The organism is Saliniradius amylolyticus, assembly GCF_003143555.1.
GTDB lineage: Bacteria > Pseudomonadota > Gammaproteobacteria > Enterobacterales > Alteromonadaceae > Saliniradius > Saliniradius amylolyticus.
In genome coordinates, this window is sequence record NZ_CP029347.1 from 1,966,618 (window position 1) to 1,986,538 (window position 19,921).

The following is a 19,921-nucleotide window of genomic DNA, read 5'->3' on the forward strand; positions in this document are numbered from 1 at the left end:
GTTCCTTGTGTGATTAAGAATTGGGACCCACCACGGTCGTCAGTACGGCCGTGGCCAGCAAGAGCAGCGCAGCCAATAGGGTTTCCAGGAAAATGGAACGCCTCAGTCTCTCACTGTCCGCCTCGTCCGATAGCGCCGGTACTAAATGCCACTTATGACGTGCGGCAAGCATCAGCATGGCCATCAAAAGCATGAGCTTTACCGTCAGTGTCAGACCATAAGACGTACGCCATAAGGCTTGAGGCAAGTCCAGAAGCGACCATGCCATCACCGCTCCGGCGGCCACCAGAATAAACATGAAGCCACTGGCGTACTGCCCGAACCGCACCATTTGACGCTTAAGCTCATTCAATGGTCGTGTACGACATGCCATCATCAGCGGGATTAATGAGCCGAGCCACCACGCCGCGACTAAAAAGTGTGACAGCAGCGCCCCCTTTAACCAGAGCGGCGCATTCACCAGGTGGCCGAGGAGGGTTAAGCTGTAGGACAGCGCGACAACGCCCACCAGCCAAATGCCGGTTCTCAGCCACCAAATTCTGGTAACCAGTGGCCCCACAAAAGCCACCAGCAGCGCCAGAAGCCCCATCCCCCTGAGAAGGCTGGCCTCGCCAACGTTCGACGACCAGACAATCTGACGCATCATCGGATTAGTCATCCCTACGATGCCCTCACCAGCCATCAGTCCGACCTGAATAAAAAAACCACTTACCACGGCCAAGAGTCCGATAGCCACAGCGGTTAATACATAATGCCGACAGCGGCGCTGATACAGGCTCTGCCTCGGTGACCATTTCACTAAAAGATGGCCGCTGAGCGCCCCACCAACGCACGCCACCAGACTGAGGTAAAACAACCACTGGCAGAGTACGGCGGCAGCAGGCCACCAAAAACTGGCCTGGTTCATTGTCCGGCCGGCTTGAGTTCAAAATGGCTTTCGCCTGACATCTTATGCCCGTCCTGTCCCATAACCTGCCAGGCAACCCGGTAACGCCCGGCATCCAGCGGGGGCAGAGACCAGTTAAACTGGCTGCTGGCGTTGGCGCTTGGCTGGAAGTCGAAGTCAATCTCCTCACCTGATGCGTTTGTCAGCGTGACCTTAAGGGGGAAAACCGTACCACTGTAGGTCAGGCGCAACGCCTCCGGTGGCTGATGTAATACCTCTTCGTCACCAGGCACAATGGCGCTCAGTTTGGTGTGCGCCTGAACAGGAAACCCCAGTGTCAGACAGGCTAAGACCAGCAACGCGCTGAATGCCCTATTCATGAACCTCACTCCTCTTATTGACAGAAAAATCATCTTGGAGAACCGCCTCGTTCGCCACCCCAAACTTTAGTAACAGCTCACGGACCTCAATCATCATGGCCTCAGGTCCGCACAAGTAAAACTCCGTATCCATAGCACCGTGCTCTTGCAGATAACGCTCCAGTGGTCCCTGAACATAGCCTGTCTCTCCACGCCAGTGTTCACTTGCTCGGGAAAGCACGGGCCGATAGTCAAACCAGCCGGATGAGTCAGACAACGTTTGTAATTCGGCTTTACAGGCCAAGTCCAACTCAGAACGTGCGCCATAGAAGAACACCGCCGGGGGTGGCGCTGACTGGCTAGCCAGTGACATGATCATGGCGTACAAAGGCGATATGCCCGAGCCGCCGCCCACAAACACCTTCTTCTTGCGTGAGCCCTCAGGCATTAAAAACTCACTGACCGGCTCAGACACTTTGACTTCATCGCCAGGACGAAGACTGCCAAGATAACCGGAGCCAACGCCCGAAGGCTGCTGCCAACGAACAAAGAAGGTCAAACGGTGACGCTGGGGATCGTAATTTGCGATGGAGTAGTGGCGCACCGCAGCCGCTCTTTTTACCACTTGCCCATTTTGGTCTTGCCAGTACCTGGCAAACTTTTCCGGAATATCATCAGGGTAGCTGTTATGCATGCCTTCGGGGATAAAAAACGGCATGTGTGCACCAGGGGCAAGCGACAGACAGGGTTCTTCATTCAGATAGAAGCTCAGGCGCTTGATAAACGGCGTCACAAATTCTGTATCAACCAGGGTCATTGTATGCTCTGCCCCTGATGATATCCGGTCAATCTCAACGCCATCGACCTCCCGGCACTTGTGCTGACAAGCAAGCCGAGTTCCAGACTCAATATCCTCATCAGAAAGCAGCGCACGCTCTGCTGCTGTCACTCCCACTTCAGACGACAGGCCCACTCGGCAAAGGCCACAACTGCCTCCTCCACCACACGATGACGGCAATGCGATATGTTGACCGGCCAAACCATCGTGGAGGGTGTCTGCATCATTAAAGGGCCCGGTGTTAAGCAAGCTGCCACCCGGACCAAGTACAGTCAGGGAGCGGCTTTCTCGCTGCCATGGAAACGTGAAACCCAGATTACGTAAGCGCTCCACCAGCCAAATCACACCGCTTACCGCCAGTAATAACGTACTGAGCGCCACAATGATGATCAGCGAATGGTTAAATCCCCCGGTGTCGGTGTAATCCATAAAATGCAGCATCAGCATAAAGTCCCACAGACGACTGTCGTCATTCATATGCTTGATCACCCGCCCATTTGCCGGATTGACGTAAATGGCCGTACCCGCGTCATCGTCCATGATGACTTGCCACACCGGATTCTGGTTACCGGGAAGATCATCAACCGGCGGAGTGAGTCGGCGCGCCTGCTCCATCTCTGCCGTTCCTGTGTACGAGGCCAGCGCAATGTCGGTCAACTGCCGATCGGACAAGCTCACCCTGAGACCAGTGGTCGCACTGTACAAACTGGATTGTTGTCGCTGCCTGGCATGGGGCTGACTTTGATGAATCGCCTGATAATAAGGCTGGCTGTGAATCCAATGCAGCTTTATCTGCTCAACCCGGTTTACAGGTAACTGCGAGACAGGCACTAATGAGAGCACCGGCCGTACGGTTTCTGTATCCACAGACTGTCTTAATGCATTACCGCTAGCCGCCTGATGATCGGCCAGGTTAAAATACAGCCCCGTTCCCAGCCAGATCAGCAGCTGCACGCCCACCAGCAAAGACAGCCACTTATGCAGGGGTTTGATCCAGTTCATAAGGCCTGCCCCTGTGCCCGAAACACACGATAGACGGTTAATACCGCCCCTGCCAATGCCGATAGCACACCCAGTAATGCCATCACCATCAAAAAGCCGTTCGCCACATTGGCGCCATCGTCGTAGTCCATAATGTGAAACCGCCACATCCAGTCAAATAAGCGCCAGAAAGCGTGGCGTCGGGTCACTACCTCACCCGTATCCTGACTGATGTATAACGTAGGCGCATCAAAGGCATCAAAACGTACCTGCCAGGCCGGTAAGTGTCTTGATGACAATTCCATTGGCCCTTTCTCGGAATGCAACGTCAGCGACTCAATCGGCAGAGCACGGACGAGTGCATCCCTGGCGATAGCTTTTGCCTGTGCCCGGTCAATCGGCATGGCCACCTCGCCGGTAACGCCATTCACCAACCACTGCCTGCGCTCGCTTGAAGTGCGGACAAACTGATAATGGGGCTGGCCAAACCGATGAACCAGGGTAACATCACGGGCGTCATCAAATCGTGTCAGCAGTTCGTTGATCGAATACTTCGCCTCAGCCGGCTCGAGCTGCGCTTTGGGTTTGTCCGTCAGGGCTTCGCCATGAATAAAGTGAATATCCATACTCACCATATACAGTCCGGTCATTGCCCAGATTAGAAACTGCGCACCGACGATGATCATCAGGCGCCTATGCCAGCGACGTGCCAACCGGATCACGATGCGCTCTCCGGTTTACTGACAACAGTTGGCAGACGCAGCAGATAATAAATCGCCGGGAACACCAACAAGGTCAGCACCATAGCACTGGCCATACCTCCCACCATAGGGGCCGCAATGCGGCTCATGATTTCCGACCCTGTGCCTGAGCCAAGCAGCACCGGCAACAGGCCGATAATGATCGAGATAGACGTCATCATCACCGGTCGTATACGCAGCCCTGCACCGGTCATGACCGCGTGTTTAAGATCCGCCTGGTTGGGCGTCCTGTTCTGTTCAGTGCAGCGCTCAAGCATGGCATCGTAGGCCTGATTCAGATACACCAGCATAATAACGCCCACTTCCACGGCCACCCCGGCCAGCGCGATAAAGCCGACCCCTACGGCCACCGAGTAATTGAAGCCCATCAGGTACATCAGCCAGATACTGCCCACCATCGCCAAGGGCAATGTGCCTAAGACGATGGCAACCTCGGCAAAACGACGGAAGTTCAGATACAGCAGCACCACAATGATCGCCAGGGTCAGTGGTACCACATAGGTCAGTTTTTCCTTGGCCCGCTGCATGTATTCATACTGTCCCGACCAATTGATCGAATACCCGGGTGGCAATGTCAGCTTCTCCGATACCACCTGCTGCGCACGAGTCACATAGGAGCCCACATCCACATCGGCAATATCAACATACACCCAGCCGTTAATACGGGCATTTTCACTCTTGATTCCCGGCGGTCCATCATCCACATAAACCTCTGCCACATCGGCAAGCGCAATGCGGTGACCCTGCGGGGTGACAATAGGCAGTCTCGCCAGCTTTTCCGGTGAATCCCGATAGTCCTGTGGGTAACGCAGGTTCACAGGATAACGCTCCTGTCCTTCGACACTCTGGGTGACATTCATGCCGCCAATGGCGGTGGCCACCACTTGCTGAACATCAGCGATATTCAGGCCATGGCGGGCGGCCCGCTGGCGATCGATATCCACTCGCAGGTAACGGCCACCGGCCACGCGTTCCGAATACACTGAGGCGGTGCCCGGGATATCACTGATAACGGTTTCAAGCTGCTGCCCTAACTCCTGAATCACCCCCAGGTCAGGTCCGGCTACCTTAATGCCCACCGGCGTTTTAATGCCCGTAGCCAGCATATCGATGCGCGTTTTAATCGGCATTACCCAGGCGTTAGTGAGCCCGGGAAATTTGACCAGGTTATCCAGCTCCTGTTTGAGTTTCTCCGTCGTCATCCCCTCACGCCACTGGCTGCGGGGCTTAAGCTGGATAAAGGTTTCGATCATGGTCAGTGGTGCGGGGTCGGTGGCCGTTTCGGCCCGCCCTACCTTGCCAAACACCGTCTCCACCTCAGGGACGGTTTTGATCAACTTATCGGTTTGTTGCAACAGTTCTCTGGCCTTACCAATGGAAATGCCCGGATAGGTCGTTGGCATATACATCAAGTCCCCTTCATCCAGCGGCGGCATAAACTCACTACCAATCTTATTCACCGGCCAGAATCCGATTAGGGTCACCAGCACCGCCAGCAGCACAGTCGTTTTCGGATAACCCAGCGCCAGCTTCAGCACCGGCCGGTACAGCGCCGTCAATCCTTTGTTTAATGGGTTTTTTTGCTCAGGCAGTACTTTGCCTCGCACAAAATAGCCCATCAACACAGGCACCAGTGTCACCGCCAAAGCGGCTGCAGCGGCCATAGCGTAAGTTTTGGTATAAGCCAGCGGCGCAAACATCCGTCCTTCCTGCGCCTCCAGTGTAAATACCGGCAAGAAAGACACAGTGATGATCAATAGCGAGAAAAACAGCGCCGGACCGACTTCAGACGCCGAACGAGCCACCACCTGCCAGCGGTTGTCGGCCGTCAGTGGTGTTTTCTCCATATGTTTGTGCAAATTCTCGATCATTACAATGGCGCCATCGATCATGGCTCCAATAGCAATGGCGATGCCGCCGAGCGACATGATATTGGCGTTAATACCTTGCAGGTACATGACGATAAAGGCCGCCAGAATCCCCACTGGCAGGCTGATGATAGCCACCAATGACGAACGCACATGAAATAAAAACGCGACACACACCAGGGCCACAATGGCAAATTCCTCCGCAAGCTTCTGCCACAAATGATTGACGGCATCATCAATCAGACCGGAGCGGTCATAGACGGTGACAACTTCTACACCTTCAGGCAGCCCTTGTTGTAATTGCTCGAGTTTGTCTTTGACCCCATCAATGGTTTTCTGGGCATTTTCACCAAAACGCATCACCACCACACCGCCGACCGTCTCACCCTCGCCATTCAGCTCGGCGATGCCGCGGCGCATTTGCGGCCCCAGATTCACCCGTGCCACATCACCAATGGTGAGCGGTGTGCCCTGGTCGTTCATCCCCAGTGGGATCTGCTCAATATCGTCAATGCCTTGAATATAACCAGACGCCGTGACCATATATTCAGCCTCGGCCATCTCTACCACAGACGCCCCGGTTTCCTGATTACCGCGCTTGAGTGCCTGTTGAATGTGACTCAGTGGCAGGTTGTAGGCGCGCAGCTTATCCGGGTCGACCTGCACCTGGTACTGCTTGACCATACCGCCGACCGGTGCCACTTCTGATACCCCGGAGACCGTTTGCAACTCATACTTCAAAAACCAGTCCTGAATGCTTCGCAGCTCGCTGAGGTCATGCTGACCCGTGCGATCCACCAGCGCATACAGGTACACCCAACCCACCCCGGTGGCATCGGGCCCCAACTGCGGTTTGGCCGTATCGGGCAACGATGGTGCCACCTGACTCAGGTATTCCAGCACCCGGCTGCGAGCCCAATACAGATCAGTGTCATCATCAAATATCACGTAGACATAGGAGTCACCGAAAAACGAAAAGCCGCGCACAGTTTGCGCCCCGGGCACCGACAACATGGCCGTGGTCAGCGGGTAGGTAACCTGATCCTGCACCACTTGTGGCGCCTGTCCCGGATAGGAGGTTTTAATGATCACCTGCACATCGGACAAATCGGGAATGGCATCGACCGGCGTATTTTTAACCGCATACAAACCACCGCCGACGAGGATCAGCGTCATGAGCAGAACAAAAAAGCGGTTATGTACCGACCATCGAATGACCGCCTGAATCATACATCCTCCTCAGTCATATCGTGGTGCGCATGTTCCCCACCCTTGGCAGACATCGACACAATCACAAATTCATCGCGTATCTCAAAGGTGAAAGTAACCTCCTGGCCCACACTGAAAGCAGAGAGGTCGATCGATTCAGCGGCGACAAAGTCCATGGTGGTGGCAGGTCGGCTCCACTTTTCAATCGGCCCACGGCTGATATTCAGCACACGCGTTTCGGCGTCTATGGTATTAATGGTGCCATCCACTGTGGCGGACGCGACATCCTGCGAGGCGGACTTCTCGGACATTACGTGAATGGCCGTCATCACATAATCCCCCGAGTCGGTCTTGGTCACTTCAAAGTGGAGGGTCTTGGCCTGACTCAAGGCATTGATATCCACGCTGTCACCGACGGCAAAATCCATGGTCATGGCAGGCCAGTCCCATGCGTCTGCAGGGCCATGGTCCAGATTGGCAGTGCGGCTCTGAATGTCCACCGAGTTGACTTCACCTTCCACCCACACAGAATCTGGCTCGGATTGAGGTGACATACGGGTAAAGTCGGAGTTTTTACTGGATTCAGAGTCAATCAAAAACTGCGCTGAGGTCACCACGGTATCGCCTTCATTTAAGCCTTCCAGCACTTCCACAGCGTCATCACCCACACGCCCCAGTGTTACCGCAATGGATTTAAAGGCCCCGTCACCGAGGGCCAGCACCACTCGTTCCTGCTTACCGGTGCGGATCACGGCTTCTTTGGGCACCAGCAATTCGGGCTCCGTTACGGCGGTCTGAATACTCACCTGCGCAAACATATTGGGCCTCAGGGTATTATCCGGATTCTCAAACTTCAGTCGGACCCGTAGTGTGCGAGTCGTCGCATTGAGACTCGGGTAGACGTAATCCACCGAGCCTTGCCATTCTCGCCCCGGCAGGTAGTCCAGCGTCATGGTTACAGGCAGGCCAGGTTGAATGCTGCCTGCGTCACGCTCAAACACTTCGGCCTCGACCCAAACCGAGTCTAACTGACCGATACTCATCAGCGTGGTGCCGGGTTTAACATAAAAACCCTCACGAATGTTAAGCCCATCAACCACACCAGACTGCGGGGCGTAGAAGGTGATGGAATGTTGCACCTGACGAGACTGTTCCAGTCGATCAATAAAAGGAGCGGACATCTGCAATGCACTTAACCGCTCTCTTGCCGCCCCAATCAAGGCCTGGTTGCCTCGCTTCAAGGCGATCAGAAGCTCTTCCTGGGCATTAACCAGTTGCGGCGAATACAGGGTATACACGGGCTGACCTTGCTCGACCGGATCCCCCGCGGCCTTGACGTATAACGTCTCTATCCAGCCTTCGACTCGCGGATGAAGATGCACCAGCCGGTCTTCATCGTATTGCACGTAGCCCACGGTTTTAATGGTGTTGTCGATGATTCCGCGTTTAACGGTGCCGGTTCTCACACCCAGATTATTTTGCACATGAGGCTCAATGGTGACCGTGCCCGGCCCATGTTTATCGGCGCTGCTGTCTTCCTCATACACGGGTACCAAGTCCATTCCCATTGGGGATTTACCGGGCTCATCACGACGGTAGTTCGAGTCCATGGGAGCCACCCAATACAAGGGCTCTTTCTCGCCCCCCTGACTCCCTTTCCCCGAGTCCGATGACGACGGCCAGAAAACGCTGCCAGCAACCGCACCGACACTCAGCCCAATCAATAGTGTGAGTAATGTTTTTGATGAGTCTTTCACAGTCTACCTCCTGCCGATGCATCCCGGGCATCGGTCAGATAATAATTCAGTCTTGAAATGGCTTTTTGAATCTCGACATCGATGCTCAAGGCAGTGATTCGCGCATTCAGTTCAGCAATCCGAGCCCGCACCACTTCGGCAAAATCACCATCGTCATTGGTGTAAGCGGTCAGCGCAGCCTCCGCCTGATCATGCATCTGAGTCAGCAACTGGGATTTATACAACGCCCGACGCTGTTGTAGACGCTTCAGCGTCTGCTTCTCTTTTTTTGCTGCCGCCACCAGCGATTGTATTTGCAAGCGGTATTCGGTTTTTATTGCTTCCGACTCCGCTACCGCAGCCGACATCTGTTGATCCTGACGCCGCTCGGTAAACAGGGGCAAGTCCACCGACACCCCCACCGAGAAAAAATCAGCCCGCTCCATGCCGTTGGGCGCATCCTGACGGTGGCCATAACTGGCATTAACCGACCATTGAGGTTCATAGGACTGCTCGGCGATCGCCACATCCGTTTGCGCCACCTGCTGGGACACCTGCAAGCGCAATGCCGATGGATGACCACTCACCCATTGAGGCCAATTTTGTTGAGTCTGCGTAAGAATCGCTGGTTGACTCACACTCATTACAGGCAAGGCTTGTGTTATCTCTACGGGGTCGGTATTGAGCCACTCAGATAACGCAGCAACCGCGGTTTCGTAAGATTGGCGCTGGACCGTCAGCCTGTCTTCCAACTGCACCAGCTCCAACTGGGCGCGGATAACATCCTGTTGTCGCATTTTACCAGCTGTGCTGGCATAACCGGCGCTGGCCACATCTACCAATTGCTGAAACAAACTTTGGTCAGTCTCAATCAACTGAATGGTTTGCTGAGCTTGGTAGGCCGTGAGCCAAAGCTGGGAAACCTTAAGCGCAACACTGGCCTTACGCTCAGCACGCATAAAGGGGTGCTCACTGGCTTTGTCTGCAAGTTTTTGCTGCTTAAGAGCTCGGCTGTTGCCTCGCGGAAACATCTGCATTAGCCCGACACTCACCTGGGTCATTGGCTCCTGATCCAACGCAAAAGTATCGGTTGGAATATTTTTTAACCCCATCGTTGCCACGGGATCGGGCAGCTCTCCTGCAGCCATGCTGCGCGCCCTGAGAGCGCTCTGTTGGTGACGACTGCGCTTAAGCCACAGGTCTTGTGCCTGGGCTTGCTCGATTGCCTGCGCTAATGTTAATGGCGCGCCATGCAGCGGCATTGCACAGACCATCATTGCTGTGGCGCATAACCAATGTATCCGAATCATAGTGACTCACCTGATAAAGAATGTGATGTTTGCCAGTCGGTTATTTACTGACTCTTAAGATACGCCCGGGCAAAAAATGGACGCACTATCCCTATATCAGGCGAAAATCGGTGGGCGGAACAAAGAGCGGGCAGGACTCAACGGGGGTTCGGTGATGCCTGCTTCAATACGGGTCGATGCTGAGAGAGGTACAGCTCGCCATTGATAAGTCATAACACCAGAGTGGCTACCACACAGTTCCTGAGGGCACTGCTCATCGTCATTACAGCAGGGATGCTGTGTACTGGTACTATCCGTACCCATATCATGATGCATCACGCTCATTTGGGAATCACCCGAAGCAATAACATGCTCCTCTTCGCAGGCCATAGCGACAAAGGCCAAAGACTGGCAAATCAAAGCCAGCATCAATAGCAGTGTCGAAAATTGCCGCGTCATAAATCTTCCCAAGCAAAGAAAACACAGAAAAACTAATGGTTTTTTCGTCAGAAGTAAAGTCAGAACCGGAGTCAATGATTCATATTAAGCCGTTCACGCACCATTTCGGCGCACTTGCGCCATTGTAGTGAGATGGTCATGCCTCAGGTAGCGCCTCAGTCCCAATAAAACCGTGCAGATAAAAGGTGGCCTGGCATTTGCAAAAGTGCTGCGTTTAACAGGGAACGGATTTGACTATGCACACGCCCATTCGCGGATTACGCTCCTTCTGTGTAGCGGCGCGCACCTTGAGCTTCAAGAAAGCCGCTGAGCAACTCTATCTGACCCCGTCTGCGGTCAGCCACCAAATTAAACAACTTGAAATGCAGCTGGGGCTGAGTCTGTTCCACCGCCAGACACGCTCTATTGCCCTGACCCCGGCGGGAAAGAATTTTTATGAGGCGGTCGCCCCATTGATCGAAGATCTGTCCAACATGATTAATCAATTCAGTCAGCAGCAACAAAACCAACAGATCAGTATTGCGTTACCCGAATTCTTTGCCAGTGAGTTGTTAATGCCCAAGCTGAGCCAGTGGACGCAGGCTCACCCGGAAATCAACTTACAGGTCAACACGGTTAGAACCCGAAGTGAAAACGCCAGCCATACAGACTTGTCAGTCGTTCTTTCTCAGCATCAACCCACGGAAGGAATCGCTCGTGCCTTATTCGCACTGTCTTACCTGCCGGTAGCCAATCGCGAACTTTTAAAAACCTGGCAACGTGATAATTATCAATGTTTGAATCAGGTCCCACTCATCCTCCACCGGGCACGGCCCTGGGCTTGGCACCAATGGGCAGAAAAGGTGGGCATCGATGATTTCGCCCCTTCACAGATCCTGCAAATTGACAGTATGTTTGGTGTTGCCCGTGCCGCACAGCAAGGGATGGGTATCGCATTAATCCCTTTGCCCATCAGTCAGTCCTGGTTAGATGATGGTGGGTTGCACATGATGTTTTCTCAGCAGCTACCAACGCGGGACAAATACTATCTGGTTCAACACGAGGCCACAGTAGCCAACTCTGCTTTAAAAAGCTTTGCCGAGTGGATAGTTAAGACTTTTTCACACATGAGTTAATTTATCTCAACCGTCGCTGTGATTTTTATCGTTTGTCGCTTTAACAGGGTCGCAATAGAGTAAGGGTGTCAGCGAGGCTGATGTCAACAAAGGAGAACACCGATGAAACCGTTAACCCTAAAAACACTGCTACTGACTGTTGGTATGATGAGCACGAGCACCTGGGCTATCACCGATGCTTATAAACTGATGATCATTGATGATGGCGACTTAGCGAACTTCATCGAGTCGGGGCACTACCAAAAGGCGCTGGAGTCAAAATCTGGCAAGGTCGACAGTCCCAATGCGCTATTTGTTAGTGAGGTCAACCGCTGTGTCGCTAACATTCGCCTTAGTCGCTATGAAGAAGCTGAAACGCTTTGCAGTAAAGCGCTTACGTTCTCGAATGAGATGGATGTTCCCGCTCATACCCGAAAAGAACTCACATCGTTTGCATTAAGTAATCGTGCAATGGCACGTCTGAAGTTGTCGAAACACACCGCAGCTATCTCAGACCTGTATGAGGCATCTATAATGTCGCCCAACAGTTACGTAGAAGCCAACTTGCAGACGGCAAAAAACCAGATGCAGCTTAGTGACTAAAACACACAGCGCCCCTGCAGTAAGGGGCGCCTCCCCTGCGGCTATATAAATAGTCACCGAGATAGAATAGAACCACTCCCCCGCCCCAAGCCGTTGAACTCATGGGTGACTCCATGTACCTTATCACCGCTGTTGCAGCGATATATGATGAAGCCCATAAAGCCAGATTGATTCGCTAGCAACAATCATTGCTTAATGAGACAACCTGTCTGAAGGACCCGATATGAACCCCTCGCAGAGTCAGGTCAGGGAGTGGCACAATGTCACCTTGTCCCGGTTTGAAGATGAAATACAACCTCTGAACCAACCCGCCGTGATGCGCGGGCTCGTATCTGACTGGCCAGTCGTTGAAGCAGGCAAAAAAGGCCCCCAGGAAGTCACTGACTTTATCAAGTCATTGGATGATGGATCGCCCGTCTATACCATCATTGGTTCGCCTCACATTGCCGGTGGATTTTCCTACGATGACGGTTTTAATGGTGTTAACTTTGAGCGTCGTCAGACCCGCTTATCATCGACCTTAGATTTCCTGCTGTCTCAACGCAATAAACCTCAGTCCCCGGCAATTTCCGTGCAGGCGGCCGCCGTGAACAAGGTTCTGCCTGGCTTCACTGACGATCACTCCATGCCCCTATTAGACAGTCATGTACCGCCAACTATGTGGCTGGGCAACGAGGCATTAGTAGCGCCTCACTTCGATATCAACTTTAACTTTGCGGCGGTCGTTGCCGGAAGACGCAGGTTTACGCTTTACCCGCCTGAGCAGGTTGCAAATCTTTATGTGGGCCCGATGCTGAACTCCCCCGGTGGAGTACCCACAAGCCTGGTAGATATCAGAGACCCAGACCTGGAACGCTACCCCAGATTCCAAAAGGCCATGGCGGCATCGCAAGAAGCTGTGCTTGAGCCCGGGGATGTCATTTACATACCCACACCCTGGTGGCACGGCGTCGAATCAATGGACTCACTCAATATTTTAATCAATTACTGGTGGGGTGGACTTAGCGATAATAACGTCTCTCCAAATACCAGCTTAATGCACAGCATGCTGAGTATATCCGAGTTGGACACAGCCACCCGGGAAGCCTGGAAGCACCTTTTTGATTACTTTGTCTTCCACACTAGTGGTAACCCTAAAGAGCACTTACCGGACGATTTAAGAGATATTATCACTCGGTTATCGCCCGAGCAGAGAAAACAAGTATTCGCCTATTTGAAGTCACGTTTGTGATGCTGTGACTCACTCTTAGTATTCTGACGTGCCATTAAAGTACCGAAAACGATACATAGAGTCCACCCACCACCACGTTTAAACAACAACGCTCCTGCGGATGCCGAGAGACAAAGCAGATAAATAAAAGGCAGGGCGGGATTACAAAGTACATCCTGGACTTTGCCCTTTCGGGCCGTCGTCGCCAAGGCTCCGACGTTCCAAAACGCTCCCGGCGTTTTGGTCGAACCAGGCTTCGAACCAAGTCCACCCATCACCGGATTTAAACAAAAACGCCCCGGCAATTGCCGAGGCGTTTTTGTTTAAATATGGCGGTGAGGGAGGGATTCGAACCCTCGATACGCTACAAACGTATACACACTTTCCAGGCGTGCGCTTTCGACCACTCAGCCACCTCACCATTTGTTGTTTCAGGAATCTTTTGGCTTCCCTGACACAGGCTCCCAGCTCGGTCATCCACGACCTCGCGTTCAGCCCGCTTCGGCGCAACGTTAAGTTGCCCCGAGATGACTGCGGTCTTTACCCACTCAGCCACCTCACCAAATTGTGTTTCAAGGCATCAAACACCCTGATAAGCGCGGCGTAGTGTAGGGAAAACGCCTATGTTTATCAAGAAGAAATTAGCCTTTCGAGCCTGATTGCAGGGAAAGTAAGCAAAATAGCAATATTTGCTACCAGCACCATTCTGCTCAGGCGCTGGCCTCTTGCTTCAACTTCGCTGAAAAATCCAACATACGGTTGAGAGACACCAGCGCTTTATCTCTGAGCTCATCATCTACGAAGATCTCGTGACCGCTATTGTCCACCAATGATTGTTCAATGGCCTGCAACCCGTTCATCGCCATCCAGGGGCAATGGGCACAACTTCGGCAGGTAGCTCCGTTACCCCCCGTAGGCGCTTCGATAAATTCTTTCTCTGGGGCTAACTGCTGCATCTTATAGAAGATGCCTTTGTCGGTGGCGACAATAAAGCGTTTGTTGTCCATGGTCTGTGCCGCTTTAATCAATTGCGAGGTAGAACCTACCGCATCGGCCATGTCCACCACGGTTGAAGGAGATTCAGGATGTACCAGTACCGCTGCGTCCGGATTCATCTGTTTTAGCTGCCCGAGCGCCTTGGCCTTAAACTCGTCATGCACGATACAAGCGCCCTGCCACATCAGCATATCGGCGCCGGTTTGTTTCTGAATGTAGTTACCCAGATGGCGATCCGGCCCCCACAGAATCTTCTTACCCTGACTGTCCAGGTGTTCAACAATTTCAAGCGCAATACTGGATGTCACTACCCAGTCGGCGCGAGCCTTAACGGCGGCAGAGGTATTGGCATAAACCACCACGGTGCGATCAGGGTGTTGGTCGCAAAACTCACTGAACTCATCCGCAGGGCAGCCAATATCCAGTGAACAGGTGGCTTCCAGAGTCGGCATCAATACCGTTTTATTCGGGCTTAGAATCTTAGCTGTTTCCCCCATAAAGCGGACACCAGCCACTATTAGGGTGTCAGCCTCCACATCACGACCAAAGCGCGCCATCTCCAGAGAGTCAGCCACACAGCCGTTAGTTTCCTCAGCCAAAGCCTGGATTTCTGGGTCGGTATAGTAATGCGCTACTAACGTGGCATTACGAGCCTTGAGTAGCTCTTTGATACGAGCCTTATAGTCCGCCTTTTCCTCCTCGCTCAGCGGCCGAGGCTTAGGCGGGAAGGTGAAATCAAGATTATCAATGGTCTGTGCTTGCATCGTTGAACCACTCACTGGATAAAATGGCCGCGAATTATACCGCAACCGTAAAAAATGACATAGTTACTATGTCTATTTGGCAGTAGCGGATTTCAAGAGGTTCCCGGGAATTGACGTCAGCTGAGCGTGATACTTCATTCGTTTAACGGCGTTTTAGTCGAACCGCTTCGCTGGTTCTCATCCAGAACGATGACAATCTCTGTTAAATAAATCGCTGATTAAGGATTAAAGCTTAAGGAAAGAGTGGTGGGTCGTGCTGGATTACAAAGTACTTCCTGTACTTTGCCCTTTCGGGCCGTCGTCGCTAAGCTTCGACGTTCTAAAACGCTCCCGGCGTTTTAGTCGAACCGCTTCACTGGTTCTCATCCAGAACGATGACAATCTCTGTTAAATAAATCGCTGATTAAGGATTAAAGCTTAAGGAAAGAGTGGTGGGTCGTGCTGGATTACAAAGTACTTCCTGTACTTTGCCCTTTCGGGCCGTCGTCGCTAAGCTTCGACGTTCTAAAACGCTCCCGGCGTTTTAGTCGAACCGCTTCGCTGGTTCTCATCCAGAACGATGACAATCTCTGTTAAATAAATCGCTGATTAAGGAGTAAAGCTTAAGGAAAAAGTGGTGGGTCGTGCTGGATTCGAACCAGCGACCAATTGATTAAAAGTCAACTGCTCTACCAACTGAGCTAACGACCCACTGAGGGATAGTCACACTGGGAAACTTTGGAAAATGGTGGGTCGTGCTGGATTCGAACCAGCGACCAATTGATTAAAAGTCAACTGCTCTACCAACTGAGCTAACGACCCTTTTCCGTTGTTTGCCGCCCCAAGCGACGGGCGCATATATTACTGAAATATGCGCCTTGCGCAACCGCTAATTGTCATTAAATGACAGTTTTCTGACTGTTTGCTCTAAAACTAGGCAAATTCCAATAATTCACCCTATTTAAGACTCTGCAGACGACTCTTGGCAAGGTTGGCAGCCGATGAGTCCGGATACTCCGAACTGACCTGCTCAAATAACTGCCTGGCTTTAGCCAGGTTCGATTGATTCTGAGCAATCATCGCCAGCTTCAACATAGAATCCGCCCGCTTACTGGATTCAGGAAAACCATTTACCACCCGCTCGAAGTGGTTCTCAGACTCACTCCATTGCTGCTGATTAAACAACAACTGTCCCAACCAGTAATGGGCATTTGGGGCGTACTCTGAATCCGGGTAGTTACTAAGAAACGCTTTAAACTCCGGAATGGCATCGTCATAACGCTTTTCTTTCAGAATCAGGTTCACCGCATGGTCATAGGCTTGATCCTCACTCTGAGGTGCTGCCGTACTGGATGCTGTTGGCTCAGAGACCAATGGCTGAGAGGGTTCCTGTTGACGCTGCGTTACTTCCTGGATGCGCTTGTCGATTTCCAGATAGAGCTCACGCTGACGTTCCAGGATTTGCTCCAGCTTATGGCTGTGCACTTCTACGCTTCCACGCAGTTCATTGACTTCGTTTTGCAACTCATCCAAGCGCTGCTGCATTCGCTGCTGGGTGCCAGTACGGGAGTTAACAATCCTTTCCAGCGTCGCCACTCTTTCTTCCAGTGGCTGGCTATTAACATCAGTTACAGGCGCAGGAGCCGCACAAACGGCGGCTCCTGACAACATGAAACTGACAGTCATTAAACTGCGTTTCAACATGGTAATGCTCTCTTACTGATTAGTAGACCAGAACACCGCGACGGTTCTCGGCAAAGGCGGCTTGCGTCTGAGCAGTATTAACCGGTTTCTCTTCACCGTAAGATACGATGGAGATTTGAGAGGCAGACACACCGGCATTTTGCAGATAGGTCGAAATAGACTTTGCACGACGCTCACCCAAAGCAATGTTGTACTCAGGGGTACCACGTTGGTCACAGTGGCCTTCAATAGTGACTGTTTCTTCCGGGTTGTTAACCAGGAATTCGGCGTGTTTATTCAGAATACTGTAGTAGTCAGGCTGGATAGTAGAGCGGTCAAATTCAAAGTGAACCACCTGCTCATTTTTCAGAGCTTCCAGCTTCTCACGCTTGATTTCTTCAGGAGACTTCATCTTCTCCATGGGCTGAGTCTGAACATTGGAGCCTTGATCGGCTTCCTGAGAAGCTTGAGTCTGGTTGGTTGAAGCCTGGTCTTCAACCTGGCTGCTTGAAGAACAAGCCATCAGTGTTACGACAGGCAGCGCAATAACCATACCTTTGAATACTTTGTTTAATTGCATTCTGGTGTTCCTTATTGTTGTAAAATAGGTTACTTAAATTCAGTCTAAAAATGGCGACCAACTCGGCGATTTTACCCGCCCGTCTGAGGCCGGCAGCCGAGCCTTAAAGCGTCCATCCAGCGATACCAGCGACAATACCTGAGTATTCCCGTGCAAAGTGCTGTAAATGATCATACTACCGTTCGGTGCAATACTCGGTGACTCATCCAAATAGGTTTGAGTTAACACCTGCATCACATTGTCTTCCAGATTCTGTCTGGCGATGTGGTAGTTGCCATTGGTGCGATTCACCATGACCAGCTCTTCACCATTGGGCGTCACTGTGCCCCCAAGGTTCATATCCCCATCAAATGTTAATCTACGGACCTTGCCCGAGGATAAATTTACGCGATAAAGCTGTGCTTTACCACCCCGCTCTGAGGTAAATACCAGATTTTTGCCGTCCGGTGACCAGCTTGGCTCGGTATCGATGGTCCGGTTACGAGTAATACGACGAAGCTGGCGACTGGCCAGGTCCATCACATAGACTTCCGGGTTACCGTCTTTGGACAACACCATCGCCAACTGTCTGCCATCGGGCGAGAATTGAGGTGCCCCGTTAATGCCTGGGAAGTTAGTCAGACGGGTACGTTCCATGGTGTAGATATCCTGCATGAAAATCTGCGAGCGACGATTCTCAAAACTGACATAAGCCAGCTTCGTCCCGTCTGGCGACCAGGTCGGTGACATCAACGGTTCTTTGGAGCGCAGCAGTACCACCTCGTTGGCGCCGTCATAATCCGACACCACTAATTGGTAGGGGAAATCAAAGCGATTGCGATCCCGCACCACCACATAAGCCAGGCGAGTCAGGAAAGCGCCTCGTTCACCCGTAAGTTTTTCATATACCACGTCGGCGATGCGATGAGCGTGACGGCGAAACTCACCGCCATTAATAATATGCTGGCGACTTGCCAGGACATGATCCTGACTGTCCACAAGCTGACCGTCTTTGAGTACCTGGGCCGAACCTCCGGTGATCTGCCCGCGCACCACATCAACCAGCTCAAAGCTCACTGCATAAGTATCTACCGTTCTGGGCTCGACACTGCCAACCAATACGGCTTCCACACCCGTCGCCGCCCAGGCGGCGTAATCCATATCCGCATCCCGGCTAACCATTTGCGGCATTTTCCCGGCAGGGATGGGGTTAAATTTACCACTACGTCTTAAATCGGCGGCAATCACCTCGGAGATTCTTTGCGGCATCGGCCCCGCCCCTTTCCACTCGAAAGGTACGACGGCGACAGGACGAGCGCTATCGACGCCCTCGGTAATGACTATTTCCAGTGTGGCGAGAGCCTTGGAGCTGAAAAACGCCAGAAACAAGATTACAAATGCACTTAATTGTCGTTTCATCACAAGTTGGGTTCTACCGTTAAATTAATATCTTTAAGCTGCGCATAGACATCCGGGTCATCGGATACCGGCAGGGTATCATTTTTATACACTGCGTTCTGTGCCGCTCGACATACGATGGGGTCACCACCTAATACCTTAACCTGAGTCACCAGACCATTGGAAGCCAAGCGAATATTCAAACGGCAGGATTTGCCTTTCATTGACTGATCCACAATCAAATGCCGCTGAATCGTATGCTGAATCAAAGCTCGGTACTTCTGCAGTTCCGACTGCACCTGCTGACTGTTGCGCCGGGCCCGCGCGGCTTGCTCTGCAGCTAGCTGTTCCTGTAAACGTCGCTCCTGCTCGGCCCTTTCCCGCTCGCGGCGTTCCGCCGCCTCTTGTTCTCGTCTTTTACGCTCGGCCTCTTCCTGCCGACGGCGCTCTTCTTCCTCTCGCTTTCGTCTGGCTTCAGCCTCTGCCTTACGCTTTTCCGCCAGTCTCTGCTCTTTTAAACGCCGCGCCTTTTCTTCTGCTTCACGCTTGGCCTTTAAACGTCTGGCCTCAGCTTCACGCTTCTTACGGCGCTGCTCGGCGATGCGTTGTTGCTCGGCACGTTGTTGCGCGGCCTTGGCCTCTTTGATCTTGTCGATTCGTTTTTGAACCGCCTGCTCACTGATGGCCACGGCTTCAATTACTTGCACCTGAGGTGTAGCCTGAGTCTGAGGTTTAGGCGTATGAAAATCGACGCTAAACAGCAGCATCACCAATATCAGCGCATGCAGTAATACGGATTTGGTCAGGGCTGACCGAAACAGCTTCATCAAGACTCCGGCGAATCGGTCATCAGTCCTACCGAGGGTACCCCGGCATTCTGTAATAGCACCATCAGTTGGATCACCTGGTTATATGCCACCGCGCCATCGCCTTTGACCACCACTGGCGTGTCAGGCTCATTTTGCAGGTGAGCTGCCACCCGAGTGGCCAGGTCTTCACCATTGATAGGCTCGTCCGGCTGATCACCAATGGAAATGTAGTAGTTACCATCCGCATCCACCGACGCCACTAACGGTGGTTTGGAGTCCTCATCCAGCGGATTCGCCTCTGCCTTGGGCAGGTCCACTTTCACCCCTTGTGAGATCAAAGGTGCCGTAACCATAAAGATGATCAACAGCACCAACATCACATCGATATAGGGCACCACGTTAATTTCGGATACCGGACGACGCCGCTTACGTTCGTACAT

General features: G+C 52.5%; 17 protein-coding genes and 3 tRNA genes. 3 read left to right on the forward strand and 17 right to left on the reverse strand.

Annotation, left to right across the window (positions count from 1 at the left end):
- Positions 1 to 13 precede the first annotated feature (13 nt).
- The 8 genes from HMF8227_RS09130 to HMF8227_RS09165 form a co-directional block, all read right to left on the reverse strand.
- Positions 14 to 907, reverse strand: a complete 894-nt coding sequence (locus tag HMF8227_RS09130; protein ID WP_109339891.1) for a copper resistance D family protein — start codon at positions 905 to 907, stop codon at positions 14 to 16.
- Positions 904 to 1,266, reverse strand: a complete 363-nt coding sequence (locus tag HMF8227_RS09135) for a copper resistance CopC family protein (protein ID WP_162558558.1) — start codon at positions 1,264 to 1,266, stop codon at positions 904 to 906. Before HMF8227_RS09135 ends, HMF8227_RS09130 begins: the two co-directional genes overlap by 4 nt.
- Positions 1,259 to 3,085 (reverse strand): PepSY domain-containing protein, encoded by a 1,827-nt coding sequence (locus HMF8227_RS09140; RefSeq protein WP_109339893.1) that lies wholly within the window; start codon positions 3,083 to 3,085, stop codon positions 1,259 to 1,261. Before HMF8227_RS09140 ends, HMF8227_RS09135 begins: the two co-directional genes overlap by 8 nt.
- The gene (locus HMF8227_RS09145) at positions 3,082 to 3,786 is read right to left on the reverse strand and encodes a hypothetical protein (protein ID WP_109339894.1); all 705 of its coding nucleotides are present in this window, start codon (positions 3,784 to 3,786) and stop codon (positions 3,082 to 3,084) included. Before HMF8227_RS09145 ends, HMF8227_RS09140 begins: the two co-directional genes overlap by 4 nt.
- Positions 3,783 to 6,923 (reverse strand): efflux RND transporter permease subunit, encoded by a 3,141-nt coding sequence (locus HMF8227_RS09150; protein WP_109339895.1) that lies wholly within the window; start codon positions 6,921 to 6,923, stop codon positions 3,783 to 3,785. Before HMF8227_RS09150 ends, HMF8227_RS09145 begins: the two co-directional genes overlap by 4 nt.
- A complete protein-coding gene (locus HMF8227_RS09155; RefSeq protein ID WP_109339896.1) occupies positions 6,920 to 8,659 on the reverse strand; it encodes an efflux RND transporter periplasmic adaptor subunit in 1,740 nt (579 codons plus the stop codon). Before HMF8227_RS09155 ends, HMF8227_RS09150 begins: the two co-directional genes overlap by 4 nt.
- Positions 8,656 to 9,948 (reverse strand): TolC family protein, encoded by a 1,293-nt coding sequence (locus HMF8227_RS09160; protein ID WP_109339897.1) that lies wholly within the window; start codon positions 9,946 to 9,948, stop codon positions 8,656 to 8,658. The genes HMF8227_RS09155 and HMF8227_RS09160 overlap by 4 nt, the downstream gene beginning before the upstream one ends.
- Before the next feature lie 96 nt (positions 9,949 to 10,044).
- A complete protein-coding gene (locus HMF8227_RS09165; RefSeq protein WP_109339898.1) occupies positions 10,045 to 10,386 on the reverse strand; it encodes a hypothetical protein in 342 nt (113 codons plus the stop codon).
- A 236-nt stretch (positions 10,387 to 10,622) separates the two neighbouring features.
- Here HMF8227_RS09165 and HMF8227_RS09170 point away from each other — a divergent pair, with 236 nt between their 5' ends.
- From HMF8227_RS09170 to HMF8227_RS09180, 3 genes are all read left to right on the forward strand, one after another.
- Complete coding sequence (locus HMF8227_RS09170; protein ID WP_109339899.1) at positions 10,623 to 11,501, forward strand: LysR substrate-binding domain-containing protein; 879 nt, start codon at positions 10,623 to 10,625, stop codon at positions 11,499 to 11,501.
- 102 nt (positions 11,502 to 11,603) lie between these two features.
- Positions 11,604 to 12,083 carry a hypothetical protein gene (locus HMF8227_RS09175; RefSeq protein ID WP_109339900.1) on the forward strand — a complete coding sequence of 160 codons (480 nt, stop codon included), beginning with the start codon at positions 11,604 to 11,606 and terminating at the stop codon, positions 12,081 to 12,083.
- A gap of 223 nt (positions 12,084 to 12,306) precedes the next feature.
- Complete coding sequence (locus tag HMF8227_RS09180) at positions 12,307 to 13,314, forward strand: cupin-like domain-containing protein (protein ID WP_109339901.1); 1,008 nt, start codon at positions 12,307 to 12,309, stop codon at positions 13,312 to 13,314.
- Between the two features lie 309 nt (positions 13,315 to 13,623).
- Here HMF8227_RS09180 and HMF8227_RS09185 read toward each other — a convergent pair.
- From HMF8227_RS09185 to tolR, 9 genes are all read right to left on the reverse strand, one after another.
- A tRNA-Ser gene (locus HMF8227_RS09185) sits at positions 13,624 to 13,714 on the reverse strand.
- Between the two features lie 289 nt (positions 13,715 to 14,003).
- Positions 14,004 to 15,053 carry a quinolinate synthase NadA gene (gene nadA / locus HMF8227_RS09190; RefSeq protein WP_109339902.1) on the reverse strand — a complete coding sequence of 350 codons (1,050 nt, stop codon included), beginning with the start codon at positions 15,051 to 15,053 and terminating at the stop codon, positions 14,004 to 14,006.
- Positions 15,054 to 15,667: 614 nt separating this feature from the next.
- Positions 15,668 to 15,743, reverse strand: a tRNA-Lys gene (locus HMF8227_RS09195).
- 35 nt (positions 15,744 to 15,778) lie between these two features.
- Positions 15,779 to 15,854, reverse strand: a tRNA-Lys gene (locus HMF8227_RS09200).
- 135 nt (positions 15,855 to 15,989) lie between these two features.
- Positions 15,990 to 16,736, reverse strand: coding sequence for a tol-pal system protein YbgF (gene ybgF, locus HMF8227_RS09205; protein WP_109339903.1), 747 nt, complete (start codon positions 16,734 to 16,736; stop codon positions 15,990 to 15,992).
- A gap of 19 nt (positions 16,737 to 16,755) precedes the next feature.
- Entirely contained in the window at positions 16,756 to 17,295 is a 540-nt protein-coding gene (gene pal, locus HMF8227_RS09210; protein WP_109339904.1) for a peptidoglycan-associated lipoprotein Pal, read from the reverse strand.
- A 39-nt stretch (positions 17,296 to 17,334) separates the two neighbouring features.
- Positions 17,335 to 18,693 carry a Tol-Pal system beta propeller repeat protein TolB gene (gene tolB / locus HMF8227_RS09215; RefSeq protein WP_109339905.1) on the reverse strand — a complete coding sequence of 453 codons (1,359 nt, stop codon included), beginning with the start codon at positions 18,691 to 18,693 and terminating at the stop codon, positions 17,335 to 17,337.
- Entirely contained in the window at positions 18,693 to 19,499 is an 807-nt protein-coding gene (gene tolA / locus HMF8227_RS09220) for a cell envelope integrity protein TolA (RefSeq protein ID WP_109339906.1), read from the reverse strand. The genes tolB and tolA overlap by 1 nt, the downstream gene beginning before the upstream one ends.
- A complete protein-coding gene (gene tolR, locus HMF8227_RS09225; protein WP_109339907.1) occupies positions 19,499 to 19,921 on the reverse strand; it encodes a protein TolR in 423 nt (140 codons plus the stop codon). Before tolR ends, tolA begins: the two co-directional genes overlap by 1 nt.